Origin of the sequence: Amycolatopsis sp. cmx-11-32 (assembly GCF_047608695.1) — a bacterium.
In the GTDB taxonomy this organism is placed as follows: domain Bacteria; phylum Actinomycetota; class Actinomycetes; order Mycobacteriales; family Pseudonocardiaceae; genus Amycolatopsis.
The window spans coordinates 137,856-152,430 of record NZ_JADNQN010000010.1 but is presented as its reverse complement, the minus strand read 5'-3'; the positions used below and the strand labels follow the sequence as shown (position 1 = coordinate 152,430).

14 protein-coding genes are annotated in these 14,575 nt (G+C 69.2%); 8 read left to right on the top strand and 6 right to left on the bottom strand.

Going from position 1 to position 14,575, the window contains the following annotated elements; genetic code table 11:
- Nucleotides 1–13: 13 nt before the first annotated feature.
- Complete coding sequence (locus ACM6LR_RS27570) at nucleotides 14–646, bottom strand: dienelactone hydrolase family protein (RefSeq protein WP_414936258.1); 633 nt, start codon at nucleotides 644–646, stop codon at nucleotides 14–16.
- A 97-nt stretch (nucleotides 647–743) separates the two neighbouring features.
- Here ACM6LR_RS27570 and hisC point away from each other — a divergent pair, with 97 nt between their 5' ends.
- A complete protein-coding gene (hisC, locus tag ACM6LR_RS27565) occupies nucleotides 744–1,799 on the top strand; it encodes a histidinol-phosphate transaminase (RefSeq protein ID WP_414936259.1) in 1,056 nt (351 codons plus the stop codon).
- A 46-nt stretch (nucleotides 1,800–1,845) separates the two neighbouring features.
- Here hisC and ACM6LR_RS27560 read toward each other — a convergent pair whose 3' ends face one another.
- Nucleotides 1,846–2,607, bottom strand: a complete 762-nt coding sequence (locus tag ACM6LR_RS27560) for a sulfite exporter TauE/SafE family protein (RefSeq protein ID WP_414936260.1) — start codon at nucleotides 2,605–2,607, stop codon at nucleotides 1,846–1,848.
- 69 nt (nucleotides 2,608–2,676) lie between these two features.
- Nucleotides 2,677–3,321 (bottom strand): GNAT family N-acetyltransferase, encoded by a 645-nt coding sequence (locus tag ACM6LR_RS27555; protein WP_414937083.1) that lies wholly within the window; start codon nucleotides 3,319–3,321, stop codon nucleotides 2,677–2,679.
- A 74-nt stretch (nucleotides 3,322–3,395) separates the two neighbouring features.
- Between ACM6LR_RS27555 and ACM6LR_RS27550 the strand changes: the two genes are divergently transcribed.
- Both ACM6LR_RS27550 and ACM6LR_RS27545 read left to right on the top strand, forming a co-directional pair.
- Nucleotides 3,396–4,088 (top strand): FadR/GntR family transcriptional regulator, encoded by a 693-nt coding sequence (locus tag ACM6LR_RS27550; protein ID WP_414936261.1) that lies wholly within the window; start codon nucleotides 3,396–3,398, stop codon nucleotides 4,086–4,088.
- A gap of 77 nt (nucleotides 4,089–4,165) precedes the next feature.
- Nucleotides 4,166–4,981, top strand: coding sequence for a class I SAM-dependent methyltransferase (locus ACM6LR_RS27545; protein ID WP_414944793.1), 816 nt, complete (start codon nucleotides 4,166–4,168; stop codon nucleotides 4,979–4,981).
- A 176-nt stretch (nucleotides 4,982–5,157) separates the two neighbouring features.
- Here ACM6LR_RS27545 and ACM6LR_RS27540 read toward each other — a convergent pair whose 3' ends face one another.
- Nucleotides 5,158–5,658: an FBP domain-containing protein gene (locus ACM6LR_RS27540; RefSeq protein WP_414944792.1), complete on the bottom strand. Its 501-nt coding sequence runs from the start codon at nucleotides 5,656–5,658 to the stop codon at nucleotides 5,158–5,160.
- An 84-nt stretch (nucleotides 5,659–5,742) separates the two neighbouring features.
- On the opposite strand from ACM6LR_RS27540, the gene ACM6LR_RS27535 reads away from it, so the two are divergent.
- Nucleotides 5,743–7,227 carry an adenylate/guanylate cyclase domain-containing protein gene (locus ACM6LR_RS27535; RefSeq protein ID WP_414937084.1) on the top strand — a complete coding sequence of 495 codons (1,485 nt, stop codon included), beginning with the start codon at nucleotides 5,743–5,745 and terminating at the stop codon, nucleotides 7,225–7,227.
- On the opposite strand, the gene ACM6LR_RS27530 is transcribed toward ACM6LR_RS27535, so the two are convergent.
- Nucleotides 7,214–8,251 carry a beta-ketoacyl-ACP synthase III gene (locus ACM6LR_RS27530; RefSeq protein WP_414944791.1) on the bottom strand — a complete coding sequence of 346 codons (1,038 nt, stop codon included), beginning with the start codon at nucleotides 8,249–8,251 and terminating at the stop codon, nucleotides 7,214–7,216. The two genes, ACM6LR_RS27535 and ACM6LR_RS27530, sit on opposite strands and share 14 nt — an antisense overlap.
- A gap of 86 nt (nucleotides 8,252–8,337) precedes the next feature.
- Between ACM6LR_RS27530 and ACM6LR_RS27525 the strand changes: the two genes are divergently transcribed.
- The 3 genes from ACM6LR_RS27525 to ACM6LR_RS27515 all read left to right on the top strand — a co-directional run bounded on the left by ACM6LR_RS27525 (nucleotide 8,338) and on the right by ACM6LR_RS27515 (nucleotide 9,955).
- A complete protein-coding gene (locus ACM6LR_RS27525; protein WP_414936265.1) occupies nucleotides 8,338–8,703 on the top strand; it encodes a hypothetical protein in 366 nt (121 codons plus the stop codon).
- Nucleotides 8,704–8,770: 67 nt separating this feature from the next.
- Nucleotides 8,771–9,244, top strand: coding sequence for an Lrp/AsnC family transcriptional regulator (locus ACM6LR_RS27520; RefSeq protein WP_414936266.1), 474 nt, complete (start codon nucleotides 8,771–8,773; stop codon nucleotides 9,242–9,244).
- 306 nt (nucleotides 9,245–9,550) lie between these two features.
- Complete coding sequence (locus ACM6LR_RS27515) at nucleotides 9,551–9,955, top strand: SsgA family sporulation/cell division regulator (RefSeq protein WP_414936267.1); 405 nt, start codon at nucleotides 9,551–9,553, stop codon at nucleotides 9,953–9,955.
- Between the two features lie 103 nt (nucleotides 9,956–10,058).
- On the opposite strand, the gene ACM6LR_RS27510 is transcribed toward ACM6LR_RS27515, so the two are convergent.
- The gene (locus ACM6LR_RS27510; RefSeq protein WP_414944790.1) at nucleotides 10,059–11,153 is read right to left on the bottom strand and encodes a S1 family peptidase; all 1,095 of its coding nucleotides are present in this window, start codon (nucleotides 11,151–11,153) and stop codon (nucleotides 10,059–10,061) included.
- Nucleotides 11,154–11,625: 472 nt separating this feature from the next.
- Between ACM6LR_RS27510 and ACM6LR_RS27505 the strand changes: the two genes are divergently transcribed.
- A complete protein-coding gene (locus ACM6LR_RS27505; protein WP_414944789.1) occupies nucleotides 11,626–14,553 on the top strand; it encodes a helix-turn-helix transcriptional regulator in 2,928 nt (975 codons plus the stop codon).
- The last annotated feature ends 22 nt before the right edge of the window (nucleotides 14,554–14,575 follow it).

Sequence of the window (14,575 nt, the reverse complement as noted above, 5' to 3'; positions counted from 1 at the left end):
AGCGCGAATGGAGTCACCGTAGGTGGGCGTCGAACCAATTCAACGTGCGCTGCCAGGCCTCGGCGGCCGCGTCCGGGTCGGCGTCGAAGCGGTGATTGGCGCCAGGGTAATGGACCACGTTCGTCGCGACGTTCGCCGTCGCCGCCGCGTCACGCAGCTGTTCGACCTCGGCGCCTCCGGCCTCGTCCCCGGCGTCGCCGTACATGCCGAGCCACGGGCTGGTGAGCCGTCCGGCGATCTCGACGAGGACCGGCAGCCCGGTGACCCCTTGCCCGCCGACGCTGACCGCGGCGCCCAGCCTGCGGTTCGACGCCACGACCAGTGCCGCCGTCCCGCCGAGGTCGAAACCAACGACACCCACGAGATCCGCCTGGACACCGCGCTCGGCGAGCCAGGAAAGCGTCGCGTCGGTGGCTTCGAGGAGGTCCTGCTGCGTGAGGTCGTCGCGATCGAGGTGCGGGGTGACGGTGAGCCAGCCTTCGCCGGCGAGGCCCGCCAGGAGCAGGCCCAAACCCTCTTCGACCTCTTCGGCCTCCTCATGTAACACCACGAGCCCGCCACGGACGACGCCATCCGGTTCGGCGAAGGTCAAGCGCGACGTACGGCCGTCGGCGTGCTGGTGTTCCACGGTGGTCGTCAGGGTCATTCCTCCATCAGACCACTCTTAGGTAAATATTCGGGGCTTGCCGTCGCGCGGGACGATACGGTGTCGGAGCCGTCCCCCAGACGTAGGAGCGCCGAAGATGTCCCCTGTTTCGCCGCGTGCGGATCTCGAATCGTTGCCGAAGTACGTCCCTGGCCGGACAATCCAGGGCGCGATCAAGCTGGCGAGCAACGAGGTTCCCGGCGGCCCGCTGCCGAGTGTGGCGCAGGCCATAGCCGAGACGGCGCGGGGTATCAACCGATACCCGGACATCACGGCGTCCGCGCTCGTCGAGCGGCTGGCCCGCGAACTGGCCGAGCCCGCCGAGCGGATCGCCATCGGCTGCGGTTCGGTTTCCCTTTGCCAGCAGATGATCCAGGCGCTGTGCGGCCCTGGCGACGAGGTCATCTTCCCGTGGCGTTCGTTCGAGGCGTATCCGATCGTCACGCAGGTCGCGAACGCCGTCGGCGTGAAGGTGCCGCTGACAGCTGAGCATGGGCTGGATTTGGAGGCGATGCTCGCCGCGATCACGCCGAAGACGCGCCTGGTCTTCGTGTGCAACCCCAACAACCCGACCGGCACGGTCGTGCGGCGCGCTGAACTGGAGCGCTTCCTCGACGCCGTGCCCACGGGCGTGCTCGTCGTGCTCGACGAGGCCTACAAGGAGTTCGTGACCGACGTCGAGGTGCCGGACGGCGTCGAACTGGCGCGCGGCCGGGACAACGTCGCGGTGCTGCGGACGTTCTCGAAGGCCTACGGTCTCGCCGGTCTCCGCGTGGGTTACGCGGTCGCGCCGGAACCGATCGCCGTCGCGCTGAAGCAGGTGTACGTCGCGTTCTCGGTGAACATGATCGCCCAGGCGGCGGCCATCGCCTCCCTCGACGCGGCGGACGAGCTGCTGGAGCGCTGCAAGGAGATCATCTCGGAGCGGACCCGCGTGCGGGATGCCTTGGTGGCCCAGGGTTACGAGGTCCCGGAGACACAGGCGAACTTCGTCTGGCTGCCGCTGGGCGAGCGGACGGTGGAGTTCGCGGAGCACGCGCTGGAGCGGAAGCTGATCGTGCGCCCGTTCGCGGGCGAAGGCGCGCGGGTGACCATCGGGACGCCCGAGGAGAACGACCTCTTCCTTGAAGCGGCGGGGGATTTCCCGCGCTGACGGCACATCGGTCAGCCCGTACTCCGTTCGCGGAGTACGGGCTTTCCTATTTGAGGAGCAACTGCACCATCGCGGCGAGGCCGATCACGACGATCACGGCGCGCAACACCTTCGGCGAAAGCCTGCGGCCGATCTTCGCGCCGATCTGGCCGCCGATCGTCGACCCGACCGCGAGCAGCGCGACCACGGGCCAGCTGACCGGCGCGACGAAGGCGTAGATCGCGCCGGCGACGATGTTCACGACGGCCGACAGCGCGTTCTTGACGCCGTTGAGCCGCTGCAGCGACTCGGACATGAGCATGCCCATCACGGCGACCATCATCACGCCCTGCGCGGCCGTGAAGTATCCGCCGTAGATGCCGATCAGGAAGATCAGGAACAGCAGGAGCGGCCCGATCTTATGGACCTTCCCGTTCTCCTCGCGGCGCTTCGCGATCCAAGCGGCCACTCGCGGCTGGACGATCACCAGCACCACCGCGAGGCCGACCAGCGCGGGCACGACGGTCTCGAAGGCGTCCTTCGGCAACGACAGCAGCAGGATCGTCCCGCAGATCGCGCCGAGGAACGACGCCACGGCGAGCCTGACGACCTCGGGCCAGTAACCCTTGAGCTCATGGCGGTACCCGATCGCCCCGCTGACCGTGCCGGGAGCGAGGCCGATCGCGTTGGACGTCGTCGCCGTCAGCGGCGAGTAGCCGAGCGCGACCAGTACCGGGAAGGTCACCAGCGTGCCCGAGCCGACGACCGTGTTGATCGTGCCCGCCCAGAGCCCCGCGACGAAGATCAGGATCGCGTGCCACCACGTCATAAAGCGCTCACGTCGGCACCATAAGCACCGTTACCTCCTTTCGCGCTCTGGATGTGTCTAGTCGAACATTCAGCTGACCGTTATGTCTTTTTCAGGCTCCGGCAGGTGGGCGGGGGTGATCTCGGCGGCCACCGTCCAGCCGAGCGACAGGTACAGCGCCCGTCCCTCTTCCGTCGCGACCAGGACCGCCTTGTCCGCCCCGGCGGCGACCGCCACCTCGTCGAGCCTGCGCATGACGAACCGGCCGAGCCCGCGCCGCTGGTGCTCAGGCTCGGTCACGACCTGATCGACCACCGCCGTGCCACCGGCGATCGCGACCCGGCCGGTGGCCGCGCGCGAGCCGTCGGGTGCGCGCACCACGACGTCGGTGACGACACCGTCGCCGACCAGTTCCGCCCGGTACGGCTCAGGCGCGGCCATGACGGGCCGCATCGCGAGCGGAGTGCTCATCAGGTACTCCGGCGGGCCGACCGTCCAGTTCGATGGGACCGTCTCCGCCACCTCCTCACGCGAACCGCTCACCTTCAGCCACGTCCCTGGCTCGGTGAGCGCACGAGCCCGGCGCGCGACCGATCCGGCGTCCGCCAGCACATATCTCACGCGATGCCCCGGGCGCCCGACGTCGAGCCGGTAGCCGTCCGGTTCGGCCACCGGGACCCCGACGCCGCGGGAAAGCGCCCACCCGTGCACCCAGGCCTTGATCAGTCCTGCCACCCCAGTCATCACCCGATGATGACACCGGTCACCGACAATCCCGGACGGTTCGCCGGACCTGCGAGGATGGGGCGGTGGCCGACGACGAGCGCGAGCAGGTGTGGAGTGCGACCGTCGATCATCTGCGCGCGATGATCGACTCCGGCAAGCTCCCCGCCGGATCGAGGCTGCCCGCCGAACGGGCGCTCTGCGAACAGCTCGGGATCAGCCGCGGTTCACTGCGGCAGGCGTTGCGGGTACTGGACTCCATCGGCTACGTGCAGGTGCGGCCGGGTTCGGGCACGTATGTCCGCGAGAACATCGACGAAAAGCCGCTGCGCGGCTGGTTCTCCGAGCACGAGCAACTGGTCGAGAAGCTGTTCGACCTGCGGACCACCGTCGAGCCGACCCTGGCGGAGCGACTCGCGCTCGATCACACGCCACGGGTGCTCGCGCGGCTGGAGAGCACCGTCGACGAGATGGACCAGGCCGCGGCCGACGACGACATGCTGCGCGTGATCGCGGCCGACGCGGAATTCCACCGGGTGATCGCGGGCAACGCGGGCAACGACGACGTCACCGATCTGCTGCGTTCGGTGCTCTCGCTGGTCGGCGAAGAGCGGCGGGCGGCGTTGCGGCTGCCGGGGCAGATCCGGAAGGCCGTCGACGAACATCGCGCGATCCTCGAAGCGATCCGCCGTTCGGACGCCGTGGCCGCGCGGGAGATCACCCGGCGGCATCTGCTCGACGCCAAGACCTACGTCCACGACTACACGGCGCGGGATTGAGGTTTCCTCGATGGCGGGGCGACCTCGCCACGGGTACTCTTTTCAGAAGATTGTGAAACTTCTGACGGGGGTGTTGGGTGGAGAAGGTCCGATTCACCGAAGAGAAGGCGACCATGCTGGCCACGCTGTACGGCCGGGCGCTCGACGCCCGCGGTGACCGGCCGATCCTCGGCGACAAGGCCGCCGACGAAGCCGTCAAGCGGATCGACTACGACTTCGGCTCGCTCGGCGTCGACGGGCAGCTAGGGCTGACCATCGCGCTGCGGGCCAAGCCGATCGACGACTGGGCCGCGGCCTTCCTCCGGGAACATCCGGACGCGACCGTCGTGCAACTCGGCTGCGGAATGGACAGCCGCGTGTACCGCCTCGACCCGCCGCCTTCGGTGCGCTGGTTCGACGTCGACTACCCCGAGGTCGTCGACCTGCGCGGCCGGATCTACCCGGCGCGGGACGGGTACCGGACCATCGGCTCTTCGGTGACGGAATTCGGCTGGATCGACGAGATCCCGTCGGACAAGGCCGGTCTGGTGATCGCCGAGGGACTGACGATGTACCTGCGGCCGTCCGACGGCGAGGAATTGCTGCGCCGGCTGGTCGCGCGTTTCCCCCAGGGCGGCGAGATGGTCTTCGACATCTTCAGCAGGCTGGGGATCAAGCTGCAGAAGCTGAATCCCGTGGTGCGCAAGGCCGGGGCGACGTTGTACTGGGGCATCGACGAGATCTCCGAGCTCGAACGGCTCGGGCTGACGCTGGTCTCGAAAATCGACTCGACGGATTACGCGACGCCTGAGGTGAAGGACCGGCTCACGAGGTCGATGCGGGCGCAGTTGTGGTTCGCGGGGCTGTTCCCGGCGTTCAAGAAGATGGGGCGGATCCTGCGGTTCCGGTTCTGAGCCTCGTGATCACTGGACCAATCACTGGACCAGTTCCGGCGGGCCGAAAGTCCGTGAAGGTCTCCTCGCGACTGCCCAGTGGCCGTGTCGCGAAAGCCACTTTCGCGACGTCTGATGTCCCGAAAGTGGCTTTCGCGACACCCGAGGCGGCTGCCGCGATACTCACGAGGTGAGGGTCAGCGGGATTCCAGTACCCGCTCCACGAACCGGTGCAGCTTGTCCTCCAGCCGGAGCACGCGTTCCTCGAACATCAACGTCTCCGACGGCTGCGGCACGTCCGGCTTCAGCTCGCCGCGGATGTACTGGCTGCACGCGAGGTTCGCGCACACGTAGAGGCCGAGCGTGTTCCCCTCCCGCCCGGATTTCCCCGCGCGGCGGCCGGAGAACAGCGCGATGTCGGACAGCGGATGTGTCGTCGTGCACAGGCCGCACATGTTGCTCAGCAGGACACGGCCCTTCGGCCGGGGCGCGGCGCGCAGGGACAGCCCGACGGTTTCCCCGCGGTAGGGCAGCACGAGATAAGCCCGGGCAGCGGCCTTCGGGTCGCGCCAACCGAGGAATTCCCTTTTGTCCCAAGGGATTTCATCCGGCCGGGCGGGCAGCGTGACACTCTTGGCCTCACCTCGCGTGCAATTCACGAAGGACGCCCTGATCTCGTCGGAGTCCAGCGGTTCCATACCGGCAACGTAGCCACCGCACGCGAGAACTGGCCAACCGTTTTCCCCCGGAGGTCATACGATCACCGGGTGCGTGGGAAGACGATGTCGAGCCGGTTCCGCCTGGTGCTCAGGACCAGTCTCGGTTTCGCCGCGCTCGGCATCGGCTCCAGTGTGTGCGGCGCCGGTGTCGTGGCGTTGCTGCTGCTCCTGCAGGGCCTGCCGAGCGAGGTCGGCGACCGCGGCTGGATCCTCGGAGTCACCGCGGCCGGGATCGTGGCGCTGTCACTGGTGGTCGGCACCCTGTGGACGGCGTGGCTGCAGCGGCGCACGGCGGTCTGGTTCGTCTTCGGCCGCCCGCCGACCGGCGCCGAAGCCGCGCGGGCGCTGCGGCTCCCGGTCGACATGGGGATCGTGAGCGGGACACTCTGGCTGATCGGCACGATCGTGCTCGGTTCACTCGCCAGGGTGCTCGGGTCGTGGATGGACGCCCTCGGGATGGCACTGGTCATCGGGCTCGGCGGGCTGACCACGGTCGGCCTCACCTACCTCGCCGCGGAGTGGGTCGCGCGGCCGGTGATGACGATCGCGCTCAAGGTGACCCCGCCGACAGGGACGCTCAGGGTCACCGTGCGGACCAGGGTGGTCGTCACCTGGTCGCTGGCGAGCGGGGTCCCGTTCCTCGGCGTGCTGCTGGTGGCCACGCCGCCGGACCTCGGCCAGGGCGACCACGTCGCGAGCCTGATCATGCTTTCGGTGATCGGGCTAGTTGTCGGCGCCATCGGGACCGGCCTGCTCGCGAAGGCCGTCGCGACCCCGTTGCACCGGCTCCGGGTCGCGCTCGACGAGATCGCGCGCGGCAACAAAGAGATCGTGGTCGACGTCGACGACTCCAGTGAGATCGGCCTGCTGCAGACCTCGGTCAACGATCTCGCCGCGGGACTGCGCGAGCAGGAACGGATGCGGGACCTGTTCGGCAGGCACGTCGGGGACGAGGTCGCCCGGCACGCGCTCGAGTACGGCGCCTCCCTTTCCGGTGACGTGCGCGAGGTGACGGCCCTGTTCGTCGACGTCGTCGATTCGACGGCCTTGGCGAACCGCACCCCGCCCGAAGACCTGGTGAAGATGCTCAACCGGTTCTTCACCAGCGTGGTGCACGCGGTCGGGGCACGCGGCGGGCTGGTCAACAAGTTCCAGGGTGACGCCGCGCTCTGCGTGTTCGGCGCGCCGACCCGGCTCGCGGACGCGCCGACGGCGGCGCTTTCGGCCGCGCGGGCGATCCGGGACGCCGTCCAGGAGACCGGCGAGCTGGACCTCGGTATCGGCGTGGCGAGCGGGCAGGTCTTCGCCGGTCAGCTCGGTACCAGCAGCCGGTTCGAGTACACCGTCATCGGCGACGCGGTGAACGAGGCCGCGCGCCTGACCGAGTACGCGAAGTCCGCGAACGGCCGGATCCTCGCGAGCGAGGCGGTGCTCAAGGCCGCGTTGGAGAGCGAGCGCTCGCATTGGGAGCCGTACGCGGAACTGGAGCTGCGCGGACGTCAGGAGCCGACGCACGCCTGGGAGGCGAGCGCGCTCAGCCCGGAATGACGTCCGGCCAGCGCAGCAGCGTCGAGCCCCAGGTGAGCCCGGCCCCGAACGCCCCCATCACGACGCGGTGCCCTGGCTGGAGAGTCCCGTCCTTGACGGAGTCGGCCAGCGCGATCGGGATCGACGCCGCGCTCGTGTTGCCCACCTTCTCGATGTTCGAGTACATCACGTCGTCCGCGAGCCCGAGCTGTTTCGCGCAGGTCTGCAGGATCCGGATGTTGGCCTGGTGCCCGATGAACCGGTCGATGTCGCCGACCATCCAGCCGGCTGATTCCAGTACTGTCCTGGCCGATTCGGCCATCCGCGCGCAGGCGTGACGGAAGACGGTCTGGCCCTGCATCACCAGGTAGTGGTCACGCGGGTCGTCCGAGCGGCGGTTCTTCGCGCCACCGGCCTCGACCCACAGCAGCTCCGCGAGTTCGCCCTCGCTGTGCAGGTCGAACGGGCCGAGCGCGCCGAGTTCGCCGGCCTCGCCCGCCCGCAAGAGGACGGCACCCGCGCCGTCGCCGAAGATCGGCACGGTGCCGCGGTCGTTCGGGTCGACGAGCGAGGTGAAGACGTCCGCCCCGATCACCAGCACGCGGCGCGCGATGCCGGCGGCGATCAGCCCGGCGCCGGTGGCGAGCCCGTAGATGAACCCGCTGCACACGGCGTTGACGTCGAACGCGGCGACGCCGTTCAGCCCCAGCTTGGTCGCGACCTGCGGTGCGCTGGCCGGGCACACCTGGTCGGCCGTCGACGTCGCGAGCACGACGGCGTCCGCGCCGCTCTCCCCCGCCGAGGCCAGCGCCCGGCGACCCGCCTCGACCGCGAGGTCCACAGTGGACGTCCCGGGGTCGACGATCCGGCGCTCGCCGATGCCGGTCCGCGAGCGGATCCACTCATCGGAGGTGTCCAGCCGCTGGGCGATCTCCTCGTTGCCCACCACGCGCGGAGGCAGCCACGAGCCGAGACCGGCGATAACGGCCGCCTGAGATGAGGGCACCAAGAAATCCTTTCGCGCGGAAAAAGAAGGGTCTGCCATTCACTTGTAAGCGCTACCATTCAGTAGACCCGTCAGTTGTGTTCCGGGTCACATTTCAAAGAATTCTCACTTTTCCTCGCAGTGCCGTGCCGGACAAGCCTCAACTGCAACTGACCTGGCAGGACCGGGTGACCGGGCACACGGGCGGCGGGCTCAGGATGCGAGCGGGCTGGACGCTCGACGAGGTCCGCGGGGCCCGCACGCGGGTCAGGTGCTCCAGGCGGTACCTCGAAGCCGTCCGGACGTACGTCGAAACGGCGCTCGCCGGACTCGGTGTCGAGTCGTCGTTCGTGGCGGTTCACCCGCTGCTCGACGACCCGGCGGAAGCGCGGCGCAGGGTCTCCGACGCGTTCGCGATCACTGTCGACGGCGTCCCGCTCGGCGTGCTCGTTCTGCCGGACGTCGTCGTGGACTCGGCGAGCGCATCGAACGCGTGTTCCCGAACAGCGTGATCCACACCGCGCGGCGGCACGGTTGGAGATCGGGCGTCCGGACGAGTCGCCCGGTTAGCCTGACCTGGTGCACACACCCGACCTCGACCGCATGGACGTCGCCATCCTCTCCTGCCTGCAGTCCGACGCGCGCACGATCGCCGAGTCCATCGGCGCGAAGGTGGGCCTGTCCGCGGCCGCCGTTCAGCGGCGAATCAAGCGGCTGCGCGAGACCGGGGTGATCGAACGCGAGGTGGCGGTGCTGTCACCGCGGGCGCTCGGGCTGTCGATGACGTTCGTGGTGATGGTCGAGATGGAACGGGAAAGCCTCGCGATCCTCGACGGGTTCCGGCGGCAGGTGCTCGGGGACGACAACGTCCAGCAGTGTTACTACGTCACCGGCAACGCGGACTTCGTGCTCGTGGTGACCTGCCGGGACATGGCGGACTTCGAGGCGTTCACGCGGCGGATGTTCTTCGACAACCCGAACGTGCGGCACTTCACGACGTCGGTGGCGATGGACCGGGTCAAGACGGGGCTGACGCTGCCGCTGGAGCCCTGACGGTCCAAAGAGGCTGAAGGGGACCTTCCCCGCGTCTGACGCGACGAAGGGAGCTTTCACCTCATGTCATGCGGGGAAAGTCCCCTTCAGCTCTTCCTGAACCGTCCACAGTGGATGCCGACGGCGTCGTCACCACGGGTGCCCGACCGAACGCAAGGGGTCTGTGCCCGGCGTTACACCACTATGGACATGTGCAGCCGATAGCGTGAACGTCGCCGCAGTCGCGTCATCCCGCGTCAGCCAGGCCATCTCCTTCCCGAGACGAAAAGTTCGCGCCGCGCGAACCACGAGCACTTAGGAGTGGCCGTGCACACCGACGCTATTCACCAGAGCCAGTTCGTTCTGCTGAACAACAGCAGCACGCCCGTTCTCTCCCGCCTGTCCTTCCACGTCGCCGAGCCGTACGCGGTCACCGTGTCGTTCCGGACCGAGCGCGGCCGGTGGGTCGAGTGGACCTTCGCGCGTGAGCTCCTCGCCGCCGGTCTCACCGACCCCGCCGGGCTCGGCGACGTCCGCGTCCGCCCCGACCTCTCCGAGGACGAGGCGATGCTGACGCTGGAAATCGAGTCACCCGACGGTTATGCGTCGTTCGAGCTCGAACGTGAGGACGTCGAGTCCTTCCTCGGATCGACCTTCGAGCTGGTCCAGCTCGGCTCCGAGAGCGAGTACTTCGACGTCGAGGCACTGATCGAAGAAATCAGTAACGTCTAGAGCAGCCCACGGGGTACGAAAGACGCAGGGCGGCCCGAGTGCGCTGGAGGCACTCGGACCGCCCTTCGTCCTTTCAGCGGTTCTCGGCGACCAGGGGGTGGGGTCAGCCGAGGACCAGGGTGGTCCCGGTCGCGGACAACGCCGGCCGGACCGGGAAGAAGTACGTCACCGAGCTGTTACCGCCGGACAGCATGCCCTGGGCCTGGTTGCCCGCGATGAACGAGCCGCCGGAGTCGCCGGCCTGGGAGCGCACGTTGGTGGCGGTCATGCCGTAGACCGTGCCTTCGGCGTAGCGGACGGTCTGGTTCTTGGCGCCGACGGTGCCGCAGGTCCAGCCGGTGGTCGAACCCGACTTGCAGACCGAGGCGCCGGTGGCCGCCACGTTCGAGCCGCTCACGCGGGTGCCGTTGTTGATGACGCCGCGCGGCACCCAGTTGCTGTTGACCCGGACGTGGCCGTAGTCGTTGGTCGGGAAGCTGACTCGGGCGAACGAGCCCATCGCGACCCGGTTGGACCCGGTCACCGTTCCCGGGCCGCAGTGCCCGGCGGTGAGGAAGCCGCCGTTGACCGAGAATCCGATCGAGCAGCGCGAAGAGTTGTTGATGTAGTAGGCGTCGCCGCCGCGGACGTCGTACTTCAGCGTCGGCGCCGAAGTGGTCTCGACCACCGAGACGGCGGTCTTGTCCACACCGGACTTCTCCAGGTACGAGTCGACGACGCCGCTCTTGCCCGGCAGGACGTTCAAGGCCACACGGTTGGCCTTGGTGTCGACGCCCCAGCCGGTGATCGCGCCGTCCGCCGCGCGCTCACCCGCGTTCAGCTTGTCCACAGTGGAATCGAGCTGGGCGGCCGAGAAGCGCACGAGTTCCGCTTCCGCGCCACTGGCGAGGACCTGGCTCAGTTTCGCCGCGTCCGTGACGCCGACGCGGAGCTTGCCGGTGGCCTCGTTGTAACTCGCGCCGCCGAAGCTGCCGGCGAGCGCCGAGGCGAGTGACTGTTCGAGAGTGCCGGCGGCGGTCTCGCTCTGGATCCTGGCGAGTGCCTGCCCGGCGGTCAGGCCGAGGTCCCGTTGCAGGGCGGGAACCATCTCTTGGTTGAGCAGGGTGTCCGAGGACGCCGCCGCGGGGGTACCCGTGACGAGCGCGCCGGTGGCCAGTGCTGCCGTGGCGGCCACACCGAGGAGCTTCGTGATCTTCATGCTTCTCCCTCGTCATCACGCACGGCTCCGGTTCGCCATGCGATTGCCCTCCCCCGATGGGTGAGAGTTCTGGAACCGGACGAGGCCCGCAATCCGGGTCGGCACTGGATAGGTATACCCATTCTTCGGAGCCGAAATCCCCTGCTCCAGGGGTGGCCACTGGAGCAGGCACCCGTACGGACACGTCCGTAAGTAGGGATTCGGAGTGAATACCTTGCGTAGTCGTGAAGACCCCCTGAACGTAGGATGAATCGCCGGATCGGGCTCCTCGCCGATGTTTCGAGCGTCTGGTGATTTTCTAACCGACGATCCGTCAGCCAACCGGTGACGGTGCGTTCGCGGACGGCCTGACGGGGTGCCCGTGCTGTCCGGGTTGGGTGGTTTACGACCAGGTAGGCAGTGCTTAGGCTCCGCAGGACAACGCACAAGATCGTGTCGGGCTCAGCGGGAACTCTCAACCGAGGAGCGCATGATGTGGCTTGCCACCCCTCGCCCGACCTCGGTTTCGGTCCGCGCCGGATCGACGGCACTCGTGGGCCGCGACGTCGAGGTCTCTGCGATCGTGAAGATCCTGCTGCGCCGTCCCGCCGCCGTGCTGATCGAAGGCGAACAAGGGATGGGCCGCAGCAGGCTGCTCGAAGAGCTGGCCGGACGCCGTGAGTTCGCGGCAGGCCGGGTACTGACGGGTGCCTGCCAGCCGATGCGCGAACCGTTCCCGTTCGGACCGGTGCTCGAAGCGCTGCGTTCGGCGGGCGACCGGCCGCTCGGGCCGCTCAGCCCGGTCGCCGGTGTACTGAGACCCTTACTGCCCGAACTCGCGGAAAGCCTTCCGCCCCAACCGGAACCGCTCACCGACCCGTGCGCCGAACGGCACCGCCAGTTCCGCGCGGTCCGCGAACTGCTGATCGCCTGCGGGCCCGCGCTCATCTTGATCGACGACCTCCAGTGGGCCGACGAGGGCACCCGTGACCTGATGCGGTTCCTCGCCGCGGGCATGCCCGCCGAACTCGCCGTCGTCGCGGCGTACCGGACCGGGTCCCCGTCGAGGCACGGAGGCTCGGGCATCCCGTTCCGCACCCCGCCGAACGTCCAGACCGCCCGCGTGACGCTGGGCCCCCTCGACGTCGAAGCCGTCGGGAAGCTGGCGGAAGAACTGCTGGACCTGCCAAGGGTTTCCACGCCGTTCACCGCGAAACTCCGGGAAAGCACCGCCGGGATCCCGTTCGTGGTCGAGGAGACCTTGCGCGCGCTGCGTGACGCCGCCGGGCGGCTGCCGATCGGCGAAGTGCTCTCGGACCGGCTGCTGGAAAGCCTCGAAGTCCCGATCTCCCTGCGCGAAGCCATCACCGAGCGGCTCGAAGCGCTGCCCGAACCCGCGATCCGGCTGGCCCGCGCGGCGGCGGTGCTCGCCGTCCCGTCCGAACCCTCGGTGATCGGCGAACTCGCCTGCCTTACCGGCGACGCGCTCCGCTCCGCCCTTCTGTCCACTTTGGATGGCGGCGTACTCGGCGAGCTCGGCGGCGATCACTACGGCTTCCGGCATCCCCTGGCGCGCAAGGCCGTTTACGACACCATCAGCGGACCGGAACGGACCCTGCTGCATTCGCGCGCCATCCAGGTGCTCGCCGATCAGCCGGTGCCCCCGCTGACCCTGCTGGCGAACCACTCCCGTGCGGCGGGGCGGACCGAACAGTGGCGCCACTACGCCGAAGCCGCCTCCGACGAAGCCATCGCCCACGGTGACACGTCCCGCGCGATCGATCTGCTCCAGTCCGTCCTGGCCGAGACCGGGCTCGGCGAGGACGACATCGCCCGGCTGGCCACAAAACTCAGCCAGGTCGCCCTTCGCGGGTTCCGCCCGGACGTCATCGAGACACTGGAGCGGATCCTCGAAGAGCTCACCGACCTGCGGCCGAGTGTGCGCGGGACGATCCGGCTCAGCCTCGGGATGCTGCTGGTCCGCACGATCGGGCGGCTCGGCCGTGGCCGGGTCGAGGTGGAGAAGGCGATCACCGAACTGGTCGACGAGCCGGAACTGGCCGCCCGCGGGATCAACCTGCTCGCCCAGCCGATCGACGGGCTGACCCCGCTGTCCTGGCACGAGGTCTGGATGGAGCGCGCCCGCGAGGTCTTCGACCTGATCGAAGACCCGGAACTGCGGCTCGCGCTCCTCGGCGACCGGATCTCCACCCAGGCGCATATCGGCGACGGCTCGGCATGGACCGAGTTCACCGAACTGCCGGACCAGGGCAGCGGCGTCGCCGAACGCGTCCAGCTCGCCAGGCTGTGGTGCAACCTCGCCGACGCGCAGTCCTGGGCCGGGCATCTGACCAGGGCGGAAAAGCTGGTCACGGAGGGGATCCGCCGCGCGACCGACGCCGGCGCGCTCTACGCCGCCGGCCTCGCGCAGGGCACCAGGGTCCGGCTCGACTGGGTGCGCGGCAACTGGGCCGGGCTCGCGGAGGCCACCGAACAGCTCCGCGACGGCTACCCCGACCTCGGCCCGATCGTCATGGAGTCCTCGCTCGTCCTCGGCGGGCTGGCCGCCGTCCGCGGCGAGTTCGCCGCCGCGCAACGACATCTGACCGCGGCGAGCGTGCACGCCCCGGAGCACGGGCCCATCCCGGTCGTCCTTTCGGCGGCGGGGGTCCTGATCAGGGTGCTCCTCGCGACGGACGACGTCGACGGGGCGTGCGCGGCGGCCGACAACGCCGTCTCGGCGGCCCGGCGCAAGGGCGTCTGGGTGTGGGCGGCGGGGCTGGTCCCCGCCGCGGCCGAGGCCTACACGCGGGCCGGGCGCTGGTCGGAGGCGGACGCCGTGGTCGAGGAATTCGCCCGCGGCGTCGACGGCAAGGACTCGCCGGTCTCCCAGGCCGCACTGCTCGCCGGCCGGGCGATCCTGCTCGACGCGCGCGGCAAACACCCCGCCGCGGCAACGGTTTTCGACGAGGCGGCGGCGGGCTACGAGGCGCTGCCGATGCCGTACCAGGCCATCGGCGCCCGGGAGCGGGCCGCACTGTGCCGTCTCAACACAGGCCGTCTCACCGCGGGCAGCCGCCCGGCGATCGAGGAGCTCGCGGCGGCCGCGGAGTCCTACGAGCGGCTCGGCGCCACCCGGGACGCCGGCCGGTGCCGCCACCAGCTGCGGGAACACGGCGCGTGGGCCCCCTCGCAGCGCGGCCGTCGCGGCTACGGCCAGGAGCTTTCGCCCCGCGAGCTCGAGGTCGCGAGGATGCTTTCCGACGGCCGCACGAACCGGGAGATAGCGGACGGACTGTTCCTTTCTCCGCGCACCGTGGAACAACACGTCGCGAAAGTCCTTCGGAAACTCGGGGCCCGATCGCGGACGGACGTGGCCCGCCGGATGTCGACCTACGCCCCCGCCGCGATCGACCGGTAGCAGCACTCGAGCGGTCGTTATT

What these genes read in the sequence shown, in the direction of transcription:
- ACM6LR_RS27570 (WP_414936258.1), bottom strand. Translation starts at nt 646, where the DNA reads ATGACCCTGACGACCACCGTGGAACACCAGCACGCCGACGGCCGTACG.
- hisC (WP_414936259.1), top strand. Translation starts at nt 744, where the DNA reads ATGTCCCCTGTTTCGCCGCGTGCGGATCTCGAATCGTTGCCGAAGTAC.
- ACM6LR_RS27560 (WP_414936260.1), bottom strand. Translation starts at nt 2,607, where the DNA reads ATGACGTGGTGGCACGCGATCCTGATCTTCGTCGCGGGGCTCTGGGCG.
- ACM6LR_RS27540 (WP_414944792.1), bottom strand. Translation starts at nt 5,658, where the DNA reads ATGGAACCGCTGGACTCCGACGAGATCAGGGCGTCCTTCGTGAATTGC.
- ACM6LR_RS27535 (WP_414937084.1), top strand. Translation starts at nt 5,743, where the DNA reads ATGTCGAGCCGGTTCCGCCTGGTGCTCAGGACCAGTCTCGGTTTCGCC.
- ACM6LR_RS27530 (WP_414944791.1), bottom strand. Translation starts at nt 8,251, where the DNA reads ATGGCAGACCCTTCTTTTTCCGCGCGAAAGGATTTCTTGGTGCCCTCA.
- ACM6LR_RS27510 (WP_414944790.1), bottom strand. Translation starts at nt 11,153, where the DNA reads ATGAAGATCACGAAGCTCCTCGGTGTGGCCGCCACGGCAGCACTGGCC.
- ACM6LR_RS27505 (WP_414944789.1), top strand. Translation starts at nt 11,626, where the DNA reads ATGTGGCTTGCCACCCCTCGCCCGACCTCGGTTTCGGTCCGCGCCGGA.